This is a genomic window from Microbacterium sp. No. 7 (genome assembly GCF_001314225.1).
Lineage (GTDB): Bacteria > Actinomycetota > Actinomycetes > Actinomycetales > Microbacteriaceae > Microbacterium.
Genome location: NZ_CP012698.1, coordinates 88,036 through 111,193, shown reverse-complemented (window position 1 = coordinate 111,193; position 23,158 = coordinate 88,036). Strand labels below are relative to the sequence as shown.

18 protein-coding genes and 2 pseudogenes are annotated in these 23,158 nt (G+C 64.0%); 2 read left to right on the top strand and 18 right to left on the bottom strand.

The window, feature by feature from the left end; translation table 11 throughout:
• Nucleotides 1–179: 179 nt before the first annotated feature.
• From AOA12_RS21740 to AOA12_RS21725, 4 genes are all read right to left on the bottom strand, one after another.
• Complete coding sequence (locus tag AOA12_RS21740) at nucleotides 180–1,085, bottom strand: NADP-dependent oxidoreductase (protein WP_054683000.1); 906 nt, start codon at nucleotides 1,083–1,085, stop codon at nucleotides 180–182.
• Between the two features lie 76 nt (nucleotides 1,086–1,161).
• Entirely contained in the window at nucleotides 1,162–1,587 is a 426-nt protein-coding gene (locus tag AOA12_RS21735) for a cupin domain-containing protein (RefSeq protein WP_054682998.1), read from the bottom strand.
• Between the two features lie 105 nt (nucleotides 1,588–1,692).
• The gene (locus AOA12_RS21730; protein ID WP_054682996.1) at nucleotides 1,693–3,696 is read right to left on the bottom strand and encodes a heavy metal translocating P-type ATPase; all 2,004 of its coding nucleotides are present in this window, start codon (nucleotides 3,694–3,696) and stop codon (nucleotides 1,693–1,695) included.
• Nucleotides 3,697–3,790: 94 nt separating this feature from the next.
• Nucleotides 3,791–4,036 (bottom strand): heavy-metal-associated domain-containing protein, encoded by a 246-nt coding sequence (locus tag AOA12_RS21725; protein WP_054682994.1) that lies wholly within the window; start codon nucleotides 4,034–4,036, stop codon nucleotides 3,791–3,793.
• Between the two features lie 182 nt (nucleotides 4,037–4,218).
• Here AOA12_RS21725 and AOA12_RS21720 point away from each other — a divergent pair, with 182 nt between their 5' ends.
• The gene (locus AOA12_RS21720; RefSeq protein ID WP_054682993.1) at nucleotides 4,219–4,902 is read left to right on the top strand and encodes a Crp/Fnr family transcriptional regulator; all 684 of its coding nucleotides are present in this window, start codon (nucleotides 4,219–4,221) and stop codon (nucleotides 4,900–4,902) included.
• A gap of 84 nt (nucleotides 4,903–4,986) precedes the next feature.
• Here the strand turns inward: AOA12_RS21720 and AOA12_RS24125 are convergent, their stop codons facing one another.
• The gene (locus tag AOA12_RS24125) at nucleotides 4,987–5,790 is read right to left on the bottom strand and encodes a ZIP family metal transporter (RefSeq protein ID WP_335337377.1); all 804 of its coding nucleotides are present in this window, start codon (nucleotides 5,788–5,790) and stop codon (nucleotides 4,987–4,989) included.
• Nucleotides 5,685–6,215, bottom strand: a pseudogene (locus tag AOA12_RS24120) (DDE-type integrase/transposase/recombinase); the annotation flags it as partial. The pseudogene AOA12_RS24120 and the gene AOA12_RS24125, both read right to left, overlap by 106 nt.
• A 95-nt stretch (nucleotides 6,216–6,310) precedes the next feature.
• On the opposite strand from AOA12_RS24120, the pseudogene AOA12_RS21700 reads away from it, so the two are divergent.
• Nucleotides 6,311–7,392, top strand: a pseudogene (locus tag AOA12_RS21700) (IS3 family transposase); the annotation flags it as partial.
• On the opposite strand, the gene AOA12_RS22850 reads toward AOA12_RS21700, so the two are convergent.
• The 12 genes from AOA12_RS22850 to AOA12_RS21640 all read right to left on the bottom strand — a co-directional run bounded on the left by AOA12_RS22850 (nucleotide 7,389) and on the right by AOA12_RS21640 (nucleotide 23,136).
• On the bottom strand, nucleotides 7,389–7,682 hold the full coding sequence (locus AOA12_RS22850) for a hypothetical protein (protein WP_231637072.1): 294 nt from the start codon (nucleotides 7,680–7,682) through the stop codon (nucleotides 7,389–7,391). The pseudogene AOA12_RS21700 and the gene AOA12_RS22850 overlap by 4 nt on opposite strands.
• Nucleotides 7,682–9,700, bottom strand: a complete 2,019-nt coding sequence (locus AOA12_RS21695) for an AAA family ATPase (protein ID WP_054682989.1) — start codon at nucleotides 9,698–9,700, stop codon at nucleotides 7,682–7,684. The genes AOA12_RS22850 and AOA12_RS21695 overlap by 1 nt, the downstream gene beginning before the upstream one ends.
• Before the next feature lie 68 nt (nucleotides 9,701–9,768).
• Entirely contained in the window at nucleotides 9,769–13,158 is a 3,390-nt protein-coding gene (locus AOA12_RS21690; RefSeq protein WP_054682987.1) for a DUF499 domain-containing protein, read from the bottom strand.
• A 5-nt stretch (nucleotides 13,159–13,163) separates the two neighbouring features.
• Entirely contained in the window at nucleotides 13,164–13,643 is a 480-nt protein-coding gene (locus AOA12_RS23400) for a hypothetical protein (RefSeq protein WP_197280912.1), read from the bottom strand.
• Nucleotides 13,644–13,716: 73 nt separating this feature from the next.
• A protein-coding gene (locus AOA12_RS21680; RefSeq protein WP_143003726.1) for an IS3 family transposase occupies nucleotides 13,717–14,864 on the bottom strand; the annotation gives its coding sequence in 2 pieces (ribosomal slippage) (nucleotides 13,717–14,594 and nucleotides 14,594–14,864; 1,149 coding nt in all).
• Nucleotides 14,865–14,939: 75 nt separating this feature from the next.
• A complete protein-coding gene (locus tag AOA12_RS22845) occupies nucleotides 14,940–17,204 on the bottom strand; it encodes a DUF1156 domain-containing protein (RefSeq protein WP_082406203.1) in 2,265 nt (754 codons plus the stop codon).
• A gap of 41 nt (nucleotides 17,205–17,245) precedes the next feature.
• On the bottom strand, nucleotides 17,246–20,899 hold the full coding sequence (locus AOA12_RS21665; RefSeq protein WP_082406201.1) for a helicase-related protein: 3,654 nt from the start codon (nucleotides 20,897–20,899) through the stop codon (nucleotides 17,246–17,248).
• A gap of 14 nt (nucleotides 20,900–20,913) precedes the next feature.
• Entirely contained in the window at nucleotides 20,914–21,096 is a 183-nt protein-coding gene (locus AOA12_RS21660; RefSeq protein WP_054682976.1) for a helix-turn-helix domain-containing protein, read from the bottom strand.
• 48 nt (nucleotides 21,097–21,144) lie between these two features.
• Nucleotides 21,145–21,954, bottom strand: a complete 810-nt coding sequence (locus tag AOA12_RS21655) for a hypothetical protein (protein WP_054682974.1) — start codon at nucleotides 21,952–21,954, stop codon at nucleotides 21,145–21,147.
• Complete coding sequence (locus AOA12_RS21650; protein WP_054682972.1) at nucleotides 21,947–22,354, bottom strand: hypothetical protein; 408 nt, start codon at nucleotides 22,352–22,354, stop codon at nucleotides 21,947–21,949. Before AOA12_RS21650 ends, AOA12_RS21655 begins: the two co-directional genes overlap by 8 nt.
• Nucleotides 22,355–22,385: 31 nt before the next feature.
• The gene (locus AOA12_RS21645; RefSeq protein ID WP_054682970.1) at nucleotides 22,386–22,781 is read right to left on the bottom strand and encodes a hypothetical protein; all 396 of its coding nucleotides are present in this window, start codon (nucleotides 22,779–22,781) and stop codon (nucleotides 22,386–22,388) included.
• Nucleotides 22,782–22,854: 73 nt separating this feature from the next.
• Nucleotides 22,855–23,136 carry a helix-turn-helix domain-containing protein gene (locus AOA12_RS21640; RefSeq protein WP_054682968.1) on the bottom strand — a complete coding sequence of 94 codons (282 nt, stop codon included), beginning with the start codon at nucleotides 23,134–23,136 and terminating at the stop codon, nucleotides 22,855–22,857.
• Nucleotides 23,137–23,158 lie beyond the last annotated feature (22 nt).

The following is a 23,158-nucleotide window of genomic DNA, read 5'->3' as shown; positions in this document are numbered from 1 at the left end:
TCCTTTCTTTACCCGGTGTGGGTATGCGGCGGGCGGGCTTAAGGACACCCGGCTCGTCAGCCAATGGAAGCGGCCCAGTGCCGGTGGTCGTTCCCATGGTGGTTATCTGTTGTCATGTGTTCGTCTTCGGATTTGCCGGTTAATCACCCACGCCCCCGGTGGTGTCGGTGGAGCCAGCCTTAGGGCACCACGATGATCTTTCCAGCGGCGTGTCCGGTCTCCACTGCGGCAATCGCCTGATCTGCTTGATCAAGGGCGAACTGAGCGTCCACGTGGGGATCGACCAGTCCGTATTGGATGACCTCGGTGATCTTGGCCATGGCCTCATCCGTGCGTGCCAGGGCCAGGCCGCCCAGCTCGGCGGCGGTGTCTGGGTCCGCTGCGGAGATGATCCGGGTTCGGTCGGGCACCAGGTCCGCAACAGCACGCAGCGCATCGCCACCGACGAGATCAACAATCAGGTCGGGGCCGTCGGCACTCACCTGCCGCACCCGATCGGCCACCCCTGGACCGGATTCGATGAAGGTGGCACCAGTTGACTCGACGAGTTCCCGCTTGGTTGCGCTGGCCACGCCGATGACCGTGAACTCGTGCACGCGACCAATCTGGGTCGCCATCAGTCCCACTCCGCCGCCGGCGCCGAGCAGTAGCAGGGTCTGGCCAGGTTTGAGTTCAATCTGGTGGGTGGCGTCGTAGGCCGTGGCTGCGGCCACCGGGATGGTGGCCGCGTCGGCGAAGGAGATCTCCTCGGGCTTGGCCACAGTCGTGGAGGCGCGCAGCAGTGTGTGCTCGGCCATTCCACCCTGCCCGGGCGCCACCAGGCCGAGCACCTCGTCGCCCACGGCGAAGTCCTCGACCCCGTCGCCGACCTCAGTGACTACGCCGGCGGCTTCACGGCCCATCGGCGCCGGCAGGCTCCAGTGACGGCCCAGCTGGCCTTCCCGGATCTTCCAGTCCGCCGGATTTACACCGGCGGCTCGGACTTCGATGGCCAGTTCCCCGGGCCCGGGCGTTGGAACAGGCCCCTCGATCAGTTGCTGGGTCTCGGGTCCGCCGTAGCCGGTGAAGACATAAACCTTGGACATGAATCGAATCTCCTTCTGATCTGGACTGGGTGGCGCGTCGTCGACGTCCCGGGTGGGTCTTTCGTGGCGGTGGCGGTCAGGACCGGGGCGGTTCGTCCTCACCGGCGGCTTCGGCGGCGTCAGCCTCTTCCCGGGTGGCGAATACGGCGCCGGTAGCGTGCTCGGGTGGGCTGTAGATGGTGTACAGCACCAGCGGCTCGTCGCCGGTGTTGCGGAAGTTGTGCTGGGCACCGGCGGGTACCGCGCACTGGTCACCGGCATCGATGGGGTGGGTGTGGCCATTGAGGTCGGCTTCGCCGGTTCCGGAGACGAAGGTCAGGATCTGATCGGTGTGTTCGTGGACCTCGTCTCCGATCTCGCCACCGGGCGGAATGGTCATCACCACGATCTGGGTGTGTTCTCCGGTCCACAGCACCTTCCGGAAGTCAGGATTGTCCCTGGCCACGTCCTCGATGGTGAAATGCTCGACGTTGTCGCCAAGGGTGAAGTTCTTTTCGCTCATGGTCGGTCTCCTCTGTTTCGTGTGTTGATTTTGGTGTTCGCGTCGTTGTTTTGAGTCTTGGAGGTGCCCGGTGTCCGGGGTGGGTCCATTGCCCCGGGATGGGCGTCAGGCGGCCACCTGCTCCGCAGCTGTCCCGATGGTGCGTTCACTCTTTGGCATCGTCGTGGAGTCTCGGGTGTTTCGCAGCAGCCGCATCGCGTTGGCGATCACCACGAGCACGGAGGCTTCGTGGACGAGCATGCCGATCGACATGGTCACTCCGCCGGCGAAGACTCCGGCCAGTAGCAGCACCACGGTGATCAGGGCGATCGCGATGTTCTGCTTCATCACGTTCACGGTTCGCTTGGCCAGGCCGATGGCCTCGGGCAGCTTGAGCAGGTTGTCGCCCATCAGGGCGATGTCCGCGGTCTCCACGGCCACGGCCGAGCCTGCCGCACCCATCGCCACGCCGATGTTCGCGGTGGCGAGAGCCGGAGCGTCATTGACGCCGTCACCGACCATCGCGATCGTGTGGCCCTGGCGCTGTAGCTCGGTGACAGCGTCCAGCTTGTCCTCAGGGAGCAGGGAGGCGTGGATCTCGTCGATCCCGGTGGCTTTGCCGACGGCCTCGGCCACCAGTCGGGTGTCACCGGTGAGCATGACGACCTTCTCGACGCCGGCCCGGTGCAGTCGCGCGACCATCTCCGGTGCGTCCTGGCGGATCTGGTCCGCGACGGCGACGACGCCGATCACCCTCCCGTCAACAGCGACGATCATAGGTGTTTTCCCGGCGGCGGCCAGGTCCTGGGCGGCCTGCGCAGCCTCGGCGATGCCCGAGGCAATGCCGTACTGCTCCAGTAGCGGCGGGTTGCCGATCAGCACCTGGCGGCCATTGACGTTCGCCACGATGCCCTTGCCGGGGACCGGGGTGACGGCGCCGGGGATGCCCTGCGGGGCAACGCCCTCCTCGCGGGCGGTCTCCAGGATGGGGCGGGCCAGTGGGTGTTCGGAGCCGGCCTCAGCTGCCGCGGCCCAGCGCAACACCTCCGTACGGTCGAGCGTGGAATCCAGGATGATGACGTCGGTCAGCTGCGGTTTGCCCTCGGTGAGGGTGCCGGTCTTGTCCACGGCGACCGCCGTGATCTTCGCGGAGGTCTCCAGGAACTCGCCGCCCTTGATGAGGATGCCGTTGCGCGCGGCGCGGCCGATGCCCGCCACGATGGCGACCGGGATGGAGATCACCAGGGCGCCCGGGCAGCCGATGACCAACAGGGTCAGGGCCAGCACCACGTCTCCGCTGATAAGTCCGGCCACCAGGGCCAGGACCATGACGGCGGGGGTGTACCACGTGGAGAACCGGTCGATGAAGGCCTGGGTCTTGGCCTTGGCGTCCTGAGCCTCTTCCACACGGTGGATGATGCGGGCCAAGGTGGTATCTGCGCCGATGCCAGTGGCCAGGACCTGTAGGAAGCCGCCGCGGGAGACGGTGCCGGCGAAGACCTGCCCGCCTTTAGTTTTCTCCACCGGGATGGACTCGCCGGTGATGGAGGCCTCGTCGATGGCACCGGTGCCGGAGACGACCTGGCCGTCCACGGGGACCTTCGCACCGTTCTTGACCAGGACGATCTCGCCCATTCTCACTTGCCCGGCAGGGATCTCCTGTTGCTCGCCATCGCGCACAACGATCGCGGAATCCGGGGCGACGGCGACGAGTTCGGCCAGTGCCGAGCGGGTCTTGTTCAGGGTCGCAGCTTCCAGCGCGTGGCCGATCGCGAACAGGAACGTGACCGCCGCGGCCTCCCAGAAGTTGCCGATGATGACCGCACCGATAGCCGCAACCGACACGAGCAGGTCGATGCCGACGACCTTGGCGATCAGCGCGCGCACCGCCTTCACCACGATCCCGTAGCCGGCAACCACGGCCGCGGCGATCATGAAGACATCCCCGAGGGTGAAAGCCGCGCTGGCGTGGGTGGCGTGGGCCCCGGCGTCGAGCCACCACTGGGGGCTGACGGTGAGGTTGGCGACACCCCCGGCCAGCCACTGGATGGCGAAGGAGATGATGATGAGCACGCCGGACACGACGGGGACTGACCAGTTCCCATAGACCCATTTTTGGAGCCTGTTCACTTTCGGGTACGACCTTTCTGGGTCTCGTGCCAGCAGACCGGCAGAGTGGAATGTCGGAAGGATGTCCGCAGGCGGCCCGCGGGGGCCGTTGGCCTCAGAAGGCAGACGGTGCGGCCCTGTAGCCGGCTTTGGCGATAGCGGCGACGAGGTCATCCACGGAGATGCGCTCGGCGTCATGGTCGACCTCGATGCGGGCGGAGGCGAAGTGGACCTTCACGTTCTCGACACCCTTGAGTCGCCCGACCTGCTTCTCGATCTTCGCCACGCACGACGGGCAGGAGAATCCCTCCGCTCTCAGGACGGTGTGAGTGGTGGTGGGGGTGGAGGTGGAGGTGGCCATTGTGGACCCCTTTCGTGATGTGTTCCTTATTGGTACCTTCACGATAGGTTTGCGGCGCCCGGAACTCCTTGACATAGATCATGTTCGGTGCGCGCCTGCTACCGAGGCGTCGCTGCCGCTGCCGCTGCCGCTGCCGCTGTCCGGTCCCGCGGCGCCGATGCCGACTCCGGTAGACTTGCCACATGCCTGTGGATGATTTGTGCGTCAGCCGCGTGCCGATCTTCCAAGGACTCACCCGCGAGGAGCAGTTGCGGGTCGCGGAGTTCGTCCGCCCGGTGCATGTTGCCAAGGGAGAGACGGTCTATTCGCCAGGACAGTCGGTGTCGCGTCTGTTGGTGATGCACAGCGGACAGCTCAAGGTCAGCCATGCGGCGGCCAATGGCCAGGAACAAATCCTGCGCACGGTGACCGACGGTGATGTCGTGGGCGAACGGGCCTTCCTGACCGGCCACCTGCCCAATGACCTCGTCGTCGCGCTGGAAGACAGCCGGATGTGCGTCTTCGACCACACCGACCTCTCGGCCCTGCTGCGCGACTACCCTGATGTCGGTCTGCGGATGCTGCGGACTCTGTCCGACAGGCTCGCCTCCGTCGAGCGATTGCTGGCCGCCATCACCTCCAGCGATGTCAGTGCCCGCATCGCGGCCTACTTGCTGGATCTGCCCGGCAGCATCCGAGATGGCGTGCCCACAGTGTGGCTGCCGTTGGCGAAGTACGAAATCGCCTCCTATCTGGGCACCACGCCAGAAACTCTGAGCCGACGCCTTGCCGCGCTCTCCGCCTCCGGTGTCATCGAACTCCACGGGCGTCGTGATGTCACGATTCTCGACATTGATGGGCTCGAACGCGTAGCCACACCTCGATAGACCGGTATCGCCATGGCTTGGCTAAAGGTGGCGTGCGACCGGGCCCGTATGCGGCTTGCCCCGTCCTCGGGTGCGTAAGCATGGTCACATCAGCATCATGAGGATGAGAAATAGCAGGAAGCCGCCGGCTGCCATCGCGATGGTGCCGGTGCTCTCTTTGATTTCGTAGGCTTCGACCAACAGCTCTGCGACGGCGGTGAAAAGCAGGGCGGCGGCACCAAAGCCGAGGCCTGCGATCAGCACGGGGGCTGAGACACCGGCGAAGACGACAGCGCCGAGCACCGCGCCGATAGGCATCATGACCGCAACGAAGGCGCCGACACCGATCGCGGTGCCGAGGGAGCCGCCGCCCGCGCGCGCGGATCCCGCTGTGGAGGCGGCGACGAACAGAAGCTCGATCGACAGCGCGATCGCGATCAAGAGGGCTGCCGCCCCGCCGGCGGACAAGGCGATGCCGATGATGGCGCCGTCGATCAAGACAACGACCGCGAGGGCGACGACGAGGCGAGCAGCCCGTCGAGTTCTTGAAGGCTGTCGGGCATACGGGGCAGCCACCCGTCGGCGACCCATGCGTTCCGCGGCGAGGTCCCTAACTCGCTGTGGGTCCGGTCGTTGTAGGTGCCGATGAATTCGCCGATCGCACGATCGAGCCCTGCGAGGTCGAGGACAGGCGTTGGTGTCCGGCTGCCGGGTCCGAGGTGGCCGGGTAGCGTGGCCAGGAGTTCGGTGTTGATGGTGCCGAAGAACCTCTCGATCTTTCCTCGCCCTTGGGGTCGACCGACGGTCGAGTGGATGATCCGGGTGTGCAGGGCGAGAGCGGTCCGCTCGAGGTGGTGGCTGATGAAGTCGGAGCCGTGATCGACGTGCAGGATGTCGGGGATGCCGCACATCGCCCACGCTGGGTCTGTCTTTCGCCAGATCGCCTGCCGAAGAGCGAGGGCAGTGTTGATGGCTGAGGGGGCGCCGGTGAAGACCATGTATCCGCAGATGGCGCGGGAGTAGTCGTCCATCACCGTGGTCAGCCAGGGGCGGTCGGGTTTTCCGTCGGCGCCGACGATGAGGATGTCGAGTTCGGTGTGATCGGATTGCCAGGTTTGGTTGGGCTGTCCCGCGCGGCGGCGGAAGACGAGCTCGTGCTTGTCCCGATACGAGACCGGCCCTTCAAGTGCCAGGGTGACAAGGGCAGGATCGAGTGCTTGGACAATTTGCCGTACGGTCGCATAGGTCGGTGACGGCAGCTCGTGCGCTTGCGCATCCGCGATGGCAAGACGATGCAGCGTGGCGACACTGGGCCGTGGCCGAGTGAGCGCCAACCGCTCGACGAAAGCGACCGTCTCGGCCGAGGTTCGGCGGACACCCTTGTCTGTGCGCGCATGAGGGTCGAGGGCTGCGACGCCGCCTACTCGGTATGCTCGCCGACGGCGCCGACATCGCGGCGGTGTGCCGGGACCTCGGAGTCTCCGAGCAGACGTATTACCGGTGGCGGAACCAGTACGGCGGGCTCAAGGCCGACGACGCGAAACGGCTCAAGGAGCTCGAGAAGCAGAACGCAACCTTGAAGCGGCTGCTCGCGGAGGCGGAGCTGGAGAAGGCGGCGCTCAAGGAGCTGGCTGAGGGAAACTTCTAAGCCCGGACAGACGCCGCGCCGCCGTCGCTCACCTCAAGCGCAAGCTGCAGGTGAGCGAACGGATGGCGTGCCGTCTGGTCGGGCTCTCACGCTCCGCCTACCGGCGCCCGCGCAAGGGCGACACCGTCGCGGACCCGGACCGGGCGCTCAGGGACTGGCTGCGCGCCTGGGCGAAGAGCCACCCCCGCTACGGGTACCGACGCGCGTACCACGACGCCCGCGCCGAGGGCTGGGCCGTGAACCACAAGAAGATCCAACGCCTCTGGCGCGACGAAGGGCTCCGGGTCCCGCAACGCCGTCGCCGCAAACGCGTCGGGTCCTCCACCGTCGGCCCGCCTACAGCAGACGCACCGAACGTGGTGTGGGCCGTCGACTTCCAGTTCGACGCGGACGAGCAGGGCCGCCCGATCAAGATCTGCTCGATCGTCGACGAGCACACCCGTGAGTGCATCGGCGGGCTCACCGAACGGTCGATCACCGCCGACCGCCTCACCGCCCACCTCGAGGACCTCGTCGCCGTGCGCGGCGCCCCGGCTGTGCTCAGATCGGACAACGGACCGGAGTTCATCAGCGAAGCGATGGCCGACTGGGCCGGCACCCGCACCGGGCTGTCCTACATCCCGCCCGGCTCTCCGTGGCGCAACGGGTACGTCGAGTCGTTCAACAGCCGGATCCGCGACGAGTGCCTCAACATCAACAGCTTCTACTCACTCCTGCACGCCCAGGTCGTGATCGGCGACTGGAAGAACGAGTACAACCATCACCGCCGGCACTCCTCGCTCGGCTATATCGCCCCCGCCGACTACGCTCGGGAGTGCACCCATCGAATGGAAACCGACGACTCACAGATCGCCTGGACCTAACGAAGGGGGCGGCCCAGCACGACACCGAGTCCGAACGGAACGATGTGCGCCACCTGCAACGGATTCTCGGCCGATCCGTCTTCGCCGCAGACAGAGCACGAATTGGAGGCGGCGATCACCTTTCGAACGTAGCGAACTGGCCGTCGGCGCAGGTACGTCTGATGCTCCGCATCTGTGAGAAAGACTCGTCCATCGAAGCCGACGTTTCCACGCCTACCCATGGGCACCGCCGCAGGATCGAGTGCGCCATCGGTCGCATCATCTTCGGAACCGTCCGCACTGTCGGACATTAGGCGAGCGCCTTGTTGACCGCCGTTGACAGCGAACGCCACGCCTCACGCTCCGAATCATCGAGCGCTGCCGTCCCGTTCGCGCTCAACCACTTTGCGAAGGCGCGAGACAGCTTCCACTTGGACGCTCCAGGATGCTCGGCGACGAGAACCTCCATGAGAGGTCGAGTGGGCTGGCTCTGCACGGTCTCGACGCTGTCCCACCCGAGCTCGTCTCGAGCAATCTGAGCAAGTGTCTGACGCAGGAGATCCTCGATTTCGGCATGTTGCACGACGCTGATGTGATCACCAGTTCGGAGGATCCTCTTCGTGCTCAGAAGTTGCCACAGCGCCTCCTGTTCGGCGGCCAGATCGCCGGCAGAATCCGAGTCCAGAAGAGCCGCCACTTTGAGGCTCTGGCTGGTGAGAATCGTGCTGTAGTAGACGACCTTGCTTGCACTTCCGGCGGGAACAATTGCGATGTCGCCATCCAGCGCTGGTCCGCCGTCCGAGGAGAAGGCGGCGTTCAGTGCCTCGATGATGAGGAGGTCGGTGATGCCCTCAACCACCAGGTTCCGCTGGTGAGTGAACATGCTCTGCGCGAGGTCGTACCCGAGCGCCGCCTGGAGCGGGTAGATCGACTTTGGATCGTCGACGGCCAGGCGAGTATGGACTTTCGTCCCGACCTTGCGGTCCACCATCTCGACCACCCGAACGAGATCCAGCTCGTCCGCTCCCACCATGAAGGGGGAATGCGTCGTGTAGATGATCTGATTCCCCTCCGCCAGGGCGGACACAGTCTTGCGGAACTCTTGCTGTTTGAGCGCGTGGAGGCTGAGACCGGGCTCATCGAGTAGCAAGACTGCGTTTCGGAGATCATCCTTTGCCTGCGCATGGAAAACGACGAAAAATGAGACGAGCCAGCGGAAGCCCTCGCTTCGTTGGTCGAGTTCGACTGGAATCCCGAGTTCATCCTCGACGAGCGTCTGAAGGTATTGTCCGTCGACATCGAGCCGAAGCGTGAGGGAGTCATCGTTCCATACGCGACGAATCTCAGCCGTCAAGCGCGCACCAGCCGTCTGCAGCGCGCGCTTGCGTTCTGTGAGCCTGCGTTCGTGCGCGGCAAGAGCAGCCTTGTATCGTTCCTGCTCCTGGACATCGGTGTCATAGTTGACGCCCTTTGTAGGAGCCTCCGAGTCCATATTCGACAGCTCGCGGGCCGTGAATCCGAGAAACTTCAGCAACTGCAGGTTGCCGAAATCGTAGTCCAGGTCAATCTCGCCTGATTCCTCCCGTTCCGCGAGGCGGTTCAGGTGGATTCGTGGGCGCACCGAGAAGTAAGAGGAGAAGTAGACGAACGGTGGCAATTTCGACAGGAGGTGCTTGCCAACCTCGTCTTGTCCCTTCGCCTCTTTGACGACGGAATCCAGCGCATCCCAATAGCCTTCGGCGGCAGAACCGTCGGCGAACAGCGGCAATAGCGAATCCAGGTGGTCGCGAAGTTCATCCGCGGTTTCGCCACTGATCGGATCACTTTGGCCGCGGCTTGCCCTCCAGGCAGTCAGCCCCTGAGCGGCGGCCTTCGCGTCTTCGCTCGACTGCTTCGACATCGCACTCGTGAGGCGAACGATGCTCTTATCGACGTCTCCGAGCGAGACCGAAGGTTGCAGTCCCGTAACGCGGTAGGTGCGCTTGCCACTGAGCCAAGCCGTCATCTCAAGCCGGATGTCAGAGTCGTTCGCGAGACCAAGTCCCTCAACATCATTTGCGTCGGGCGTCAGGACGACCTTCGCAACGGCCATCCGCTCGCGATCCAGATTCCCGCGACGGATGTCATCAACCATCGGCGCGGGCGCGTCAAAAAGCCAGTCAATCTTGGGCGTGTCGGGCGTCGGACTAACGAGCTGGATCGCCTTCAGCAGCGCTGTCTTTCCTGCTTCGTTGATCCCAACCAGGATCGTCTTGTCAGCTTCAACGCCGAACTCTCCACTATCGACGATGCAGCGATAGTTGGTCACAACTGCTGATTCGATCCTCATCCCTGAGGCTCCTTCCGATTTGATTTCTTGGTCTGCGCACGCTCGGCGCAGTCGCCGCTTGCCCCTCGCTAGTTTTCAAAGCCGGAGCTCGGGTCGAACTTGAGGACGCGCGCGTTCTCGGAGATCGTGCGCACCTCGCCCTCGTCGAAGCCATCGCCCTTGCTCGCCTGGATGTCGATGGTGATCTCGAGCTTCGCGCCGGCGCCCGCAAGGCGATCGATGATCTCGCGGGTCACGTTTCCGATATCCCGTGAATAGCGATCGGGGTCGACCTTCACCGACCCGAAGTAGCGGCTCGGGCTTCGCTGTGCGGCGATGTCTTCGACCGCCGTTGTCGACTCCTCCGCTTCATCATCGACCATGACAATGTCGATCGGGCCCAGCTCTGCGGCACCCTCCTCAGATGCGCGCCGGGCGGCTTCCCGAGCGGCGGCTGCGCGGTCTGCAGATGCCTGCTCGTCTGCAATGTTCCAGTCCACGAGGAGCGTGCTATCGGTGACCTGGATCGCCACGTTGTGAGCCGGGGGCACGATCAGTCCGCGATAGCGTCTTGCGTCAGTGTCCTTCGTTGCCGCGATTGCGAACTTCTCGCCGTCGACGAGCACGGAGTTCACTGAGCGTTCGATGGCGGCGTCCAGAGTCTCTCGCCGCACGAGACGTGGCAGGTACACGTACCGTGCGAAGTAGCCCCAAAGTTCGCCGACGGTGATCTCTCCCTTGTCGCGCCACAGCTGACCGAGTTCCTGATGCAGTGTCGCGCCGAGAATTGGTGCGCCGAACTCGGTCACGAGCTGATCGTCACGGGAGAGCTTCGCGGCGACGCGCTCCGCGAGGGAGCGGCCGCTCGAGTCGGGCACTTTGTCCGTGATCAACTCGAACGGCTTGGTGGCGTCAAATTGCTCGGGGTAGACCGCCCACACGAAGGTGTCGCGGATCCGATCTGAGACGGTCCGGTCGAGACGCGTGACCCAGTCGTCTGTCTGCCTGCGCTGTTGCACCGATAGGTTGAGGCTCTCGCTGGTCGCCTGCACACGTCTCCACGCGAGGAAGCTACGAGCAGCGGCCTCGAGGCTCTCCAGTTCGCTCTTGTCGGCGACGAGGAAAACGAGCGTGTTGCGGTACACGCGCTGGCTGCCACCCTTGGCTTCGACCGCGTCACGCACCCACTGGTGGGCCGATGAGTCGGCACCGTCCGACTTGCGCCGCGAGTGGCGCGGGTGGACGATGACCAGTCGCGCGTCTTCGAGGTCGGGGATGTCAGCGCTGGATGCCGGGGCGACGTGCACTCGGTCGAATACACCGCGCGCGCGTTCCTCGATGCGGAGGCGCTCCGTGATTTCGTTCCAGACAGTCTCGACGTCTTCACGGAGCCGCTCGGCATAGTCGTTCGCGGTTTTCGTCACCGACGGCTGGGTGTCGAACCAGTAGTGACCCTGCTCCTCGTAGAAGTACGTCGAACGTTGCGCGAGCTGTTCGATCGCGCTGCCGAAGTTACCCAGCGTGTCACCGGGTGCGGCCGTGCCCAACCAGACGTACTGCTTGTCGAGGCCTTTTCGCGACGCCTTGATTCGAGGTGCCGCGCCCATGAAGATCGTGCGAGCGATGCGCTGTGTGACGAATCGCTGACCAAGGTTCGGACGATCCAGGTCGATCTGCTGCGCCATCGATCCAGGCCCGTCGATGTCGGAGTCGATGATTGGCTTCCATTGATCCTCGAGGTACTGGGTCAGATCCGTGTTGACGGTCGTGGCCTCGAGTGGCACGTTGCCGGGGAGGATCAGCGGTGAGGTGTCGTTGGATGCCCAGAGTTCGTGCACGATCGACGACACAAGCTTGAGCACGCCTCGTGTGCGCTGGAAGCGCTCGAGCGTTGACCAGTCCTCGTACAGACGGTCGAGCAACTCGGGATGCAACGGATAGGACGCACGGATGCGCTGCTCGTAGTCATCACTCGGAGCCGCGGCATCCCGCGGGAAAAGCGCCGTATTGCTCCGATAGAGCGTGACGAAGCTTCGGGCAACAGCGGAGATCGTGGTGAGGCCTTCAGCGTTGGGTGCCTGGAAGAGACGGCGTCGAACGATCTCAAAGGATTCGTCTTTGCTCGACGGACGCCACTGATCGGCGACACGGCGGATCACGTTCTGCAGACGCTCCAACGCAAGCTGACCGTTGGCGCCACCGATCTCGATGTCGCTTCCGCTCCCCGCCTCGCCGGTATCGGATGCCGGAATCGAAACGACCAGCATCGCTCCCGGCACTGACCGGACCACCTCGGTCAGCGACTGAGCGAACGTGAACTGCGTTTCGAACGATCCGGCCGGAAGCTCCTTGTCCGTCACAAGCTGCCGGGCGTATGCGACCCACTCGTCGATCAGGATCAGCGCGGGCGAGTACTTTGCGATCAGCGTGTGCAGCGCTTCGCCCGGGTTCGTGCCGGCACGGTCATCTGCCGCAATCAGGTCGTGCGCCTCGCGTCCGCCTAGCTGCCAGGCGAGCTCACCCCAGAGCGTGCGCACTTCGGTCCCGTCATCCTTGATGAGCGGCGAGCCTGCTTTCAGGTACGTTCCGACAAGCGCCACCCGCTTGGCCCCCAGCGCTACGAGATCGGGGTTGCCGTTCTCTGCGATGAGTTCTTGGAGCTCCTGCGGGAAGTCCTTCGCGGGGGTGTCACTGAAGAGGTGGTATAGCGCAAGCATCGAGTGTGTCTTGCCGCCACCGAAGTTTGTCTGCAGGTTGACGACGGGGCTCGCGTTGCCGTCACCGCTAACGCGCCGTAGCGCGCGGGACAGCAAATCTCGCAGACCCGAAGTGAGGTAGGTGCGGGTGAAGAACTCGACGGGGTCGCCGTACTCGGGGCTCGTCGCCTGACCGGTTCGGACCAAGTGCAGGTCGGCGGCGAACTCGGATGCGGTGAACTCGCCTCGCGCGACGTCGTCGTGAGGGCGAATGACCTCACGCCAGGGCCGCAACCCCGAGCCTGGGTCGAGGGAGACGATAGTGCGCTTGACCTGTTTACGAGTTTGGTCCTCGAAGACCGTGCGCTGAAGATCGATGCGGAGCTTGCGGACGTCCTCGGCGGAGTCAACCGCGCCGACCGCGTGAAGCAGGCGCTCGATCGTGTCGAGTGCCCGCGCGGCATCATCTGAACCGAACGGTTCGTTGTGAGCCCACAGATTGCGCGTCTCACGGAGCTCGGAACCGAACCCCTGCTGCGCGCGGGACAGCACGTCCTTAAACCGATAGCCCTGCTCCGTAATCGCGCGAAGCTGTACCTGAACGTCGTGCTTCGTCAGCGTTCGCGCCGGCCCACCCCGACGTTGGGCATCCTCTTGAGCCCAGGCGGCTGGCCAGTCCTGTGTGCCATAGGCCGCGGTCATCACTTCATCAACGGAGTCGAGTAGTCCTTCCGACAACAGGTCGAAAGCCTTGCCCACGCGGTCACGGTTGTTCATCGCCATCGAGCTCAGTCCCCATCCTCATCGAAGTCAAACGCTTGCTGCACTGCACGCGGCGCCCCCCCGTGCTTGCGCGCCTGCTCGTTCACGTCACCCCATGCGCTCACGAGGCCGTTGAAGAGAATGGCGTCCTTGGCGTCGTGCTTCTTCTCCGCCTCATGGAAAAGGAGAAAGCCGAGCTCCTTCACTGCGTCGAGATTCAACCGAGCCTGCACTGCCGGGAGCAACGAAGCGACCTGGTCAGCGCCGTGCTTGGCCATCACCGCAGCCAGACGTATGGTGGCCTCCCAGACGCTGACGCGCTCGTCGGTTTCAATATCCCACGAGTCCTCCAGTTGGCCGGGCGCAAGTAGTCGTGCCTTTCCGCCTTTGGTTTCGAATATTCCGCCGCGCTCGAGGGTTCCAATCGAAGTGTCTGAGGCGCGCGCCAACTGATCAGCGATGCCTGAGCTTTCCCGATCCCAGCCATACTGGCGATACCACTTCACCGCGAAGCGCGTGTCGGGGTCAAAGTCACTCTCTTGCTCGCCTAGGACCTCGTCCAGTGGGCCGCCCCCTTCGTTAGGTCCAGGCGATCTGTGAGTCGTCGGTTTCCATTCGATGGGTGCACTCCCGAGCGTAGTCGGCGGGGGCGATATAGCCGAGCGAGGAGTGCCGGCGGTGATGGTTGTACTCGTTCTTCCAGTCGCCGATCACGACCTGGGCGTGCAGGAGTGAGTAGAAGCTGTTGATGTTGAGGCACTCGTCGCGGATCCGGCTGTTGAACGACTCGACGTACCCGTTGCGCCACGGAGAGCCGGGCGGGATGTAGGACAGCCCGGTGCGGGTGCCGGCCCAGTCGGCCATCGCTTCGCTGATGAACTCCGGTCCGTTGTCCGATCTGAGCACAGCCGGGGCGCCGCGCACGGCGACGAGGTCCTCGAGGTGGGCGGTGAGGCGGTCGGCGGTGATCGACCGTTCGGTGAGCCCGCCGATGCACTCACGGGTGTGCTCGTCGACGATCGAGCAGATCTTGATCGGGCGGCCCTGCTCGTCCGCGTCGAACTGGAAGTCGACGGCCCACACCACGTTCGGTGCGTCTGCTGTAGGCGGGCCGACGGTGGAGGACCCGACGCGTTTGCGGCGACGGCGTTGCGGGACCCGGAGCCCTTCGTCGCGCCAGAGGCGTTGGATCTTCTTGTGGTTCACGGCCCAGCCCTCGGCGCGGGCGTCGTGGTACGCGCGTCGGTACCCGTAGCGGGGGTGGCTCTTCGCCCAGGCGCGCAGCCAGTCCCTGAGCGCCCGGTCCGGGTCCGCGACGGTGTCGCCCTTGCGCGGGCGCCGGTAGGCGGAGCGTGAGAGCCCGACCAGACGGCACGCCATCCGTTCGCTCACCTGCAGCTTGCGCTTGAGGTGAGCGACGGCGGCGCGGCGTCTGTCCGGGCTTAGAAGTTTCCCTCAGCCAGCTCCTTGAGCGCCGCCTTCTCCAGCTCCGCCTCCGCGAGCAGCCGCTTCAAGGTTGCGTTCTGCTTCTCGAGCTCCTTGAGCCGTTTCGCGTCGTCGGCCTTGAGCCCGCCGTACTGGTTCCGCCACCGGTAATACGTCTGCTCGGAGACTCCGAGGTCCCGGCACACCGCCGCGATGTCGGCGCCGTCGGCGAGCATCCTGTCGGCCTGCCCGAGCTTGCGGACGACCTGCTCCGGGGTGTGCCGCTTCCTGCTGTTCGTCATGATCTGACCAGTCTCCCTGCCCGCGACCGCGGACGACAGGACGACTCACATAACAACCGGACCTACGAAACGGGGTCAGCCCACCAGCGTCGCGTTGATCAAGAGCAGCGCGTCGCGAACACTCATGTCTGAGCCGTCCGACTCGCGAACTCGCGAGTAACGAGAAAACACCGCTATTCCGGGTCCGATCGCGGCTTGTGCGAGGTCAACGGGGGCAATGTCCCCTGACAGAAGGTCTCGGAGGGCGCCCGGGAGCTCGGACTTGAGAGCAGCGACGAATGCGCGGCGTGTCGTCGCCTGCGCGTCGAGCGGACGGGGCCGACACGCGAGGACAATCGAGGATGCAAGCGCGTTAGTACCTACACTCAGCATGCGTCCGCTGCGCTCGCTCCGCATCGGCCACGTTGCCGAGATTTCCCAACCCGCGCCGATCAGACCATCCAGCAGGGTGTGCCAGCCGGTCGACGATGTCCCGGCACCACGCGTGTCCTGCTGCTTGTATGCGTAGTACACGGTCATCGGCACGTCTGGGTTCGCTCCGTGTCGAATTCGCGAGAACACGCGGTTAAAGCCATCAACGAAGAACGCCGCTGCGTTGCTCTTACCATCATGACGATATTGGCTCGCGACCAATTCTTCTGACTTCGGCGTGAGAACGGTGCCGAGCGTCTTGCGATGAATGTCACCGATCGAACGCCTGAGCCAAACATAGAAGAAGTCCGAGAGATCGGCGTAGGAGATGTTGTCGTAGTAGGGCGGATCGGTGGACACGACGAGACCCTCATAAGACCTTGTCGACGCGTCGGCCTGAAGCGAGGTTCCGGGAAGGTTAGCGGAGGCCGGCATCGCCGCAACGCCAGCTGCCACCCACATCACATGAGAGAGGAAATTGCCGACAGAGTCCGAAAAAGGATTAATCTCTGCGTAGTCCCAGGCCATCGGGATCGACTGCCGAGCGAAAGTGTCGCGGACACCTTCTATGGTGTTGATCCAACTACAGGAAGTGGATGACCAGTCGGCCAACTTGCTTATCGCAAACGACAGATAGGTTGCAACTGCATCCCCATATGCAATTGCGCCGCGTCCGCCGTCTTCCAAGCGATCCCCGCGCTCCAACCCAGACGCCACTGCATCTCCGATGGCAGATGAGCGAGCCTCAGTGATGAGGTCGCTGAGGGTCGTGAGAATCGTCAACTGTCTGTTCGTGAATAGATCTGAGAAGCGGGTGAGGCCGTAGGGCGGCGTCCAAATGTTTCTCGGGTCGTACGGAAGTTCCTGGTCGGGCACGTCGGCGGGCCTCGCTACATTCGCGGCCAGGACATGCTCGGTGGTGGGGGGCAGATAGAGGCGTCCCCTCGTGCCGTCGGCGACGATCGCGATCAAATGCGCACCGAGCCGGCCAGCGGACCCTTCGGACTTGATGTAGTCGGCGGAGATGGGGGTGCCATCTGCGATGCTGACGGCACCGCGTCCGACGCGTGTGCCGTCGTCCGAACCAGTCGGCCCATGTGCATCCCGTCGGATGTCATACACCACACGGCCATCCCGGATTGAGGGGACAATGTACGCTTCTTTCCCCTTCTTCTTGCTAAGCCACCACGTAGCTACGATCGGCACCTCGATAGGGTTCGCAGGGTTGGGGTTCTGGACGGTGCGAGCCCAGATCCAGGCAATTACCTTGTGCTCCGTCCCACCGGGTGCTGTAACGGTGGGATAAGTGTCCGCCAGCCGCCGCTTCGCTTCGTCGCGAACGACTCTGCCGTATGCGCGGACGTCTTCAGCTAACCCTTCGGCGCGTTCCCATGGTGTGGCGCGGCCTTCTGCGTTCGGGCTTACGGGCGCGAGTCCCTCGAATCTGGGAGGGATCTCGATGAGCCCTTTGGTTCGGAGAACGGCCACCGGGTTCAAATCCGACGCGGAGGCATTCAGTCCGAGCCGCTGTGCTTCCAGCGGGATCGCACCACCGCCGGAGAAAGGGTCGAGAAAGGATAGCGGACTGCCAGGGTTGGACCGCTGAATCTCCTCCTTCGCCTGCGCCAGTAACTCACGGTTGTTCGAGTTCTCCCACCGAACGAGTTCTGCGAGCAGGGCGTGTAGTCGAGCACGTTCGGCATTCTGGGCTTGCTCGGTGGGGAACTCCTCCGGATGAGAGGACGGATCGTCAACGAGTTGCGAGAAGAGCACCGCTCGAGCCGTCGCGAGGGGTCGGGGAGCCCAATAGAGGTGCATCGTCGACGGGTGTCCCCGCCGAGGTACAGACTTCTCATGTTGAGCTGCATCGTTGATCGCCTTTAGGGGCAACGAGACCTCGATGAGCTTTCGCTTTGGTGCTGGTGACATTGTGTCGTTTCCGTTCCTGCCTCGAGTTCGTGCAAGTCCACTCACCGGGGGACATCTCCGCGATCCCAGTAGTCGCGCCAATCCTCGTTGTACGAGCGCGTGGTTACCGAGGGCTCGATATGAGTAAACGCGTCGAGCACGTAGCGCAACGTGTCATGCTCGGCGCCCTCTGGCGACACGCGCACGAGTGCGAGTCGGTGGCGGTCACCCTGGGTCTGGGCGAAGGTGACTTCATTCGTTGTGATGGTGAAGGTGTCCGATCCCGCGATCCGGCCTTTCACTTCGATGTAGTGGATGCGGCCCTCGGGGTCGAACGACTGGATGTCGTAGCCGGGATTGTTCCGAGGCATCTCGCGGGGACTGCGCCCGAGCGCGCGCTCAGCAGCAAGGGCAGCCTCGACCGCTCGACGTTCGACCATCTCGGTCTCGCGCGCGAAAGTGTGAGGAGCGGCATCCTTGCCCTCCGATGAGAGCTGCTGACTCGGCACGACGAGCGCTGATCCACGGACGACCGCCGGTAGCGCGACGAGTTGTGTGCTCTCGTCGAGCGCACGGAGCCGCCGATCCAGTCTCTCGTCGAGCTGCCTTGACCGCTGGAGCGCAGTCTCGGCGCGGACTCGTCCGATCGTTCCGCCGCGTTCGAGAGCTTCGAGGCGATTGTGCTCGCGATCCCAGTGGTTGATCTCAGCGAGGAGCCGATCCTTGACCTGCACGCGCGTACGGTTGACCTCCACCGCGATCCGAGCGCCGAGTTCGTCCATGCGGGGTGCAAGTCCGTCTCGGTAGGCCCACGCGCGGATGGAACGTTCGTGATCGCTCTTAACCCACTCGTCCGCGAGCACGGTGGCGATCGCCGCGGCTTCGTCCGCCTGCGGGGCGTCGTAGTCGAGGTAGGGAGGAGCCGAGGCAAGCGTTACTGTGCCAGCCGTGTCGAGGACGGGGTAATCGAAGTGGTGAGAGACAGTGTCGGCGTCAGGGGTGGCGTTCTGGATGCGCTGCTCAACCGCGTACAGCAGAGCGGTCTGGTCGGATTGCTGCTCACGACGGTCGACGAACACGGTTCCACGTTTGAGCACGGGGCCAAGGTCCTCGATGGTGAGTTCGATGACTGCTTGCAGCAGGGCATGACCGGGCGCGAGAAGCGCGGCCTGCGTCTGATGCTCGGGGCGAACGTGCGCGGTCTCGAAGGTGACCCGTTCGTATCGTTCGGATACGGGTGCCCAGCGGTTGAGCCTGCGGGCGGTGTCAATGATTCGCTGGGGCACGCGAGTGATCTCATAGCGACCCTTCTCGCGCCGACGAATGCGGCCGCCGAGGCGCTCGAAGGCCGGGATGAAGAACGCCGCGATGTACCCCGGTTGTAGCCGTCGCTCGCGGGCTTTCTCCATGCGTCCACGGATCTCCTCAAGATTCAGCGAGGAGTACATCTCTGGGTGGAGCGCGCGCTCGGCGACCATCGCGTCAAGACCGTGGGAGACGCTCGCATCGATAACGCGGTCGAGTTCGGCTTTGCGTTCAGGCTCGTCGCCATAGCGGATCGCTTCGATCAGTAGTTCGCGAAGCGACTTCTCCTGGAAGGCGTCCGCGTCGCCGAGGACGTTGAAGAGGTTGCCGTTGTATGCGATCGACATCTGATCGATCTTCGAGAGGAGTCGCGTGAACACATCGCCCTCACGCGTGTCCTTCGCGACCATGTTCCACAGGTGGCACACTTCGCGTTGACCGATGCGGTGGATGCGTCCGAATCGCTGCTCGATTCGGTTCGGGTTCCACGGCAGGTCGTAATTGACCATCAGGTGTGCGCGCTGCAGGTTGAGGCCTTCGCCGGCCGCGTCCGTCGCCAGGAGGACGACGGTGGTGTGATCGTAGGTGAACTTCTCGCGCGCTGCTTTGCGGTCTTCGCGGCGCGTCCCGCCATGGATTGTGATGACCGACTCCGGGCGGCCCAGTTGCGTTGTTATCTTCTGGCGGAGGTAGTCGAGGGTGTCTTTGTGCTCGGTGAAGATGATGATCTTGCGCGGTTCACCCGAGTCATCGTGGACCAGGAGCTGTTCGTCGAGGATGGTGCGGAGTTGCACCCACTTCTTGTCGTCGTCGAGGATTCGGACCCGGCGGGCGACTCTGATGAGGTCTTCGAGGATCGCGATCTCTGCGCGGAGCTCGCCAATCGACGCCGCAGCTGTGGCGAGATCGACGACTTCGTCGACGCGCGCCTCGAACTGGGCGCGTTCTTCTTCCGCGACCTCTTCGTCGAGGTCGTCGAATAGGTCTGGATCGAAGCTCGGTGTCGAGCCGGTCGAGTCCTCAAAGTCGAGAGCCACTCGGCCGGTCGACCACTCGTCAATCGTCGCCGTCATCGAGCTGGTGTAGCGCGCAGCGTCAGTCGCGCGCTGCCACTCGCGGAGTCGTGTCTCAAGTCGCGCTTGGCGGCGCTCAAGCGATCGGAGGATGGCTTCGGGGCTCGAGGCGAGGCGTCGCTGCAACACGGTGAGAGCGAAGCCGACGTTATTGCCGCGCTTCTTGTCGCCAGCTTGCGCGAGGCGTTCGGCGCGGCCCATCTCTGTGCGTACATAGCTGGTGACGAGCTCGTAAAGTTCGCGCTCCGGGTCACTGAGGTCGTATTCGACTGTGTAAGCGCGACGTTCCGGGAAAAGCGGCTTGCCTTCAAAGGTGAGGAGATCCTCTTTCACCATGCGCCGCATCAGACCGCGCGTGTCTGTGCGGTGCACGCCGGCCCGGAACTGGCCCTCGAAGCGGTCGCGGTCCAGCAGTGACATGAACAGCTGAAAGTCCTCTTCCTTGCCCGCGTGCGGTGTCGCTGTCATGAGGAGGAAGTTATGCGCGGTCTCGGCGAGCAGTCGACCCAGACGGAAACGCTTTGTCTCGTCGACCTGACCCGCCCACGACGAGTAGTGCGCCGACATGCGGTGCGCCTCATCAACGACGACAGCATCCCAGGTGACGTCGGAGAGCTGCTCGATCAGGTCGTCGCTGCGCGAGAGCTGGTCCATCCGCGCGATGAGGAATGGGTGCTCGGCGAACACATTTCGACCTTGCGCGTCGTCGACCATCAGGCGGTTGAAGATCTCGAACGAGAGGTCGAACTTCTGGGAGAGCTCTTCCCGCCACTGCTCTACCAGTCCGCCGGGCGCAACGATCAGTGCTCGTTCGCAGTCGGCGCGGAGGACGAGCTCCTTTAGGTACAAGCCCGCCATGATCGTCTTGCCGGCACCGGGATCGTCAGCGAGCAGGAAACGCAGCGGGATCCGCGGAAGGAGCTCCTCGTACACCGCGCGGATCTGGTGTGGCAGTGGGTCGACGTCGGAGCTGTTGACGGCAGCCATCGGGTCGTAGAGCGCGGCGTATTTGATGCGGAGCGCCTCGGCCGCGAGCCGAAACTCGTCAGGGTCGCCGTCGAACGCGGGGGCGTTGCCGAGCTCGGTGACCAGTTCGAGCTTGCCGGCATCCGCGTCGGTGATCATGCGTTCGCCAGTGCGGCCAGAGTCGTCGCGGAAGAAGATCTCGACAAGCGCATCATCCAGCGTGGTCACGCCGACAAGCGTCACCGGCTGCCCGGGCAAGACGCCGCGCAGGCGCTGCCCGGCGCGCAGTGAAGCGAGCGTCACTGTGGTTGTTTGCACGTGGTTCCTCCCGGAAAATGGCAAGTCGATCAGGATACGTCGGGCCGTCGACATCGCGGCTGGCTGAGTCAGTCCGGTGATCCAGCGTCCCCTCTACGCACCCAGGCATCAACCTCGCTCGCCTGGAACTTCCACAGACGTCCGACCTTGTGGGCCGGCATCCCCTTCTCGGCTATCCAGGCGTAGATCGTGTCTTTGGTGACGCCCAGGTGCTCGGCGATGTCGTCGGCAGAAAGCCATGGCTCGGACATTCACGCCCCCATGCGGATTGAGTCGGATTTATCCGGGTATGGCCGATCCTATCGGGACCCTGCGTCCGCGTCGCCCTTGGCGTGCCCTGTCTCGTCAACGGCCGTCAGCAGTTCCTCGAGGTGCATGTGGAGATCGTCGTACGCCTGCATGTAGAACATCGAGTCCATTTGGGATGGAGATGTGTTGTCCAGGTCGGCGAGGACTCCTCGAGCTTCGCGTATCGCTGTCTGGAGCCGGGTTTCGATCCCCGGCAGGCTCTGGATCCAGGTGTCGATCACGCTGAACGGGATCGGTGCGAAGTCATGGGCGTCGACGCCGACATGGAACTGGTGGCCGTTGGGGCCGCGGTCGCGAGCATGCGTGTGTCCGTGGAGCAGTGGGATGCCGTCGTCCCAGCGCGGGCGATGCGACGTGTGTCGATCCTGTTCCTGGCTATCGCCGCCGTAGGGATAGTGCGAGGCAATGATCCTGTACCCGTGGCGGGTTCCCTCGATGACCTCTGGGAGGATCTCCCAGCCCGCCGCTTCGTACACGGGCAGGAATCGTTCGATTGCCCGCTTCGACTGAGTCGCGGGTGAGACGCGATCGTGGTTGCCGGGTACGAGCAGCCGGCGCCCGTTGAGCTGCGCGGTGAGCGCGATAGATTCTTCGATCGGGCCGAGCGCCAAGTCACCAAGGTGGAGGACGACGCTGGCGGGCGCGACTATGTCGTTCCACCGGCGCACAAGGTCGTCGTTCATCTCGTCGACGGTGGAGTACGGACGATCGGCGAGTTCGCTGATGCGGGCGTGGCTGAAGTGGGTGTCGGAAGTCACGAAGTCGACTTGATCGAAGTCGAACCACGGGTACTCACGCACGGGGAGATTCCTCCGCTCCGGCATCGATGCCGAACGCGCTGAGCAGCGTTCGCTCGATGTCGGTCACGGGCTCTGGTGGCAGCCCGGCGATCTCGTCAGCGAGGGTCTGCATAGCGGTGTCAATCGAGTGCCGGTTTTCGTCGCGCCACGCGCGGATCGCAGGATCTCGCAGTAGTCCTGAATCTGCGCTGCCGTCGTGCCCGCGGAGGAGTTCGGTGTCGACGACAGATCCCACCACGCGGGCATCAACTGTGCTGCTAGATCTCAGAATGGTGAGGTACGTCGTGGCATCTGAGTCCGACACCTCCGCGAGGTAGCGCTGAATATCGCCGTAGTCGCTATGAGTCGTCTTCACGTGCGAGACCGTGATCGTGCGGCCGGCGATGGAGATCTCGCGCATCTTTCCTCCTCGATCACAACCGGACAACGCATCAGGTGTCGGCGTTTCGTTCAGTCTCGGGTTCGCGATGAATCCGTCCGGGCCGAACAACATCGTCGTGGCCGGGAATGAAGGCGATCGCACCGATCCGCGCCCAGTAGCTGATCAGCCAGCGCTGCAACAGCTCGACCTGCGCGCGGCGTTCGGGGAGCGTGCGAGCCGGGTCCTCGATAACCTCGTCCCACGCGATGCCCGCGAACATCGCATCCAGTAGCTCGGCGCACGAGGGACCTGTCCCGTGTCGATCCCACCACGCGATCGTCAGTCGTCCCGCCTCCGCCGCGTTGCGAGACCCAGCGGGCTCCTCGATCGTTCCTATCAGGGCGTCGAGGTACGGGTCTTCCACCGCCAAGACGAATGACTCTTGGTTCAGCTCCGCAGTGCCCATACAGTGCACAATGCCATACGCACTAGGCCTCAACTGGTAGATCGCGGCCAGTCATTTGAAGTAGGCGACCTGGTCAGCGGAAGGTGAGGTCGGGAGGCGCGGCCGGCAACAGGTCGGTGATCTGCACATCGAGCACCTGAGCCACGGCCAAGAGTGTCTTGACTGTTGGGTTCGCGGGAGTGCCCGGCCGCGATTCGCCCTTCTCAAGCTTCTGGTACGTATAACGGCTCAGGTTGGACTCGTACGCAACACGGTCCTGGCTGTAGCCAACGCGCGCTCGCTCCCGCTGGATATTCTGACCGAGTTCGCGGGCATAGCTATCCCATGTGTCGGACGAAGCTGCATGGGAGGGCACTCATCCAGAGTCGCGATCTGGC

Coding starts and splice junctions, on each gene's coding strand:
- AOA12_RS21695 (WP_054682989.1), bottom strand. CDS start 9,700: ATGAGGATCGAATCAGCAGTTGTGACCAACTATCGCTGCATCGTCGAT.
- AOA12_RS21720 (WP_054682993.1), top strand. CDS start 4,219: ATGCCTGTGGATGATTTGTGCGTCAGCCGCGTGCCGATCTTCCAAGGA.
- AOA12_RS21660 (WP_054682976.1), bottom strand. CDS start 21,096: ATGTCCGAGCCATGGCTTTCTGCCGACGACATCGCCGAGCACCTGGGC.
- AOA12_RS21650 (WP_054682972.1), bottom strand. CDS start 22,354: ATGCGCGAGATCTCCATCGCCGGCCGCACGATCACGGTCTCGCACGTG.
- AOA12_RS21725 (WP_054682994.1), bottom strand. CDS start 4,036: ATGGCCACCTCCACCTCCACCCCCACCACCACTCACACCGTCCTGAGA.
- AOA12_RS21735 (WP_054682998.1), bottom strand. CDS start 1,587: ATGAGCGAAAAGAACTTCACCCTTGGCGACAACGTCGAGCATTTCACC.
- AOA12_RS21690 (WP_054682987.1), bottom strand. CDS start 13,158: ATGGCGATGAACAACCGTGACCGCGTGGGCAAGGCTTTCGACCTGTTG.
- AOA12_RS21645 (WP_054682970.1), bottom strand. CDS start 22,781: ATGGGCACTGCGGAGCTGAACCAAGAGTCATTCGTCTTGGCGGTGGAA.
- AOA12_RS21665 (WP_082406201.1), bottom strand. CDS start 20,899: ATGTCGACGGCCCGACGTATCCTGATCGACTTGCCATTTTCCGGGAGG.
- AOA12_RS22845 (WP_082406203.1), bottom strand. CDS start 17,204: ATGTCACCAGCACCAAAGCGAAAGCTCATCGAGGTCTCGTTGCCCCTA.
- AOA12_RS22850 (WP_231637072.1), bottom strand. CDS start 7,682: ATGTCCGACAGTGCGGACGGTTCCGAAGATGATGCGACCGATGGCGCA.
- AOA12_RS21740 (WP_054683000.1), bottom strand. CDS start 1,085: ATGTCCAAGGTTTATGTCTTCACCGGCTACGGCGGACCCGAGACCCAG.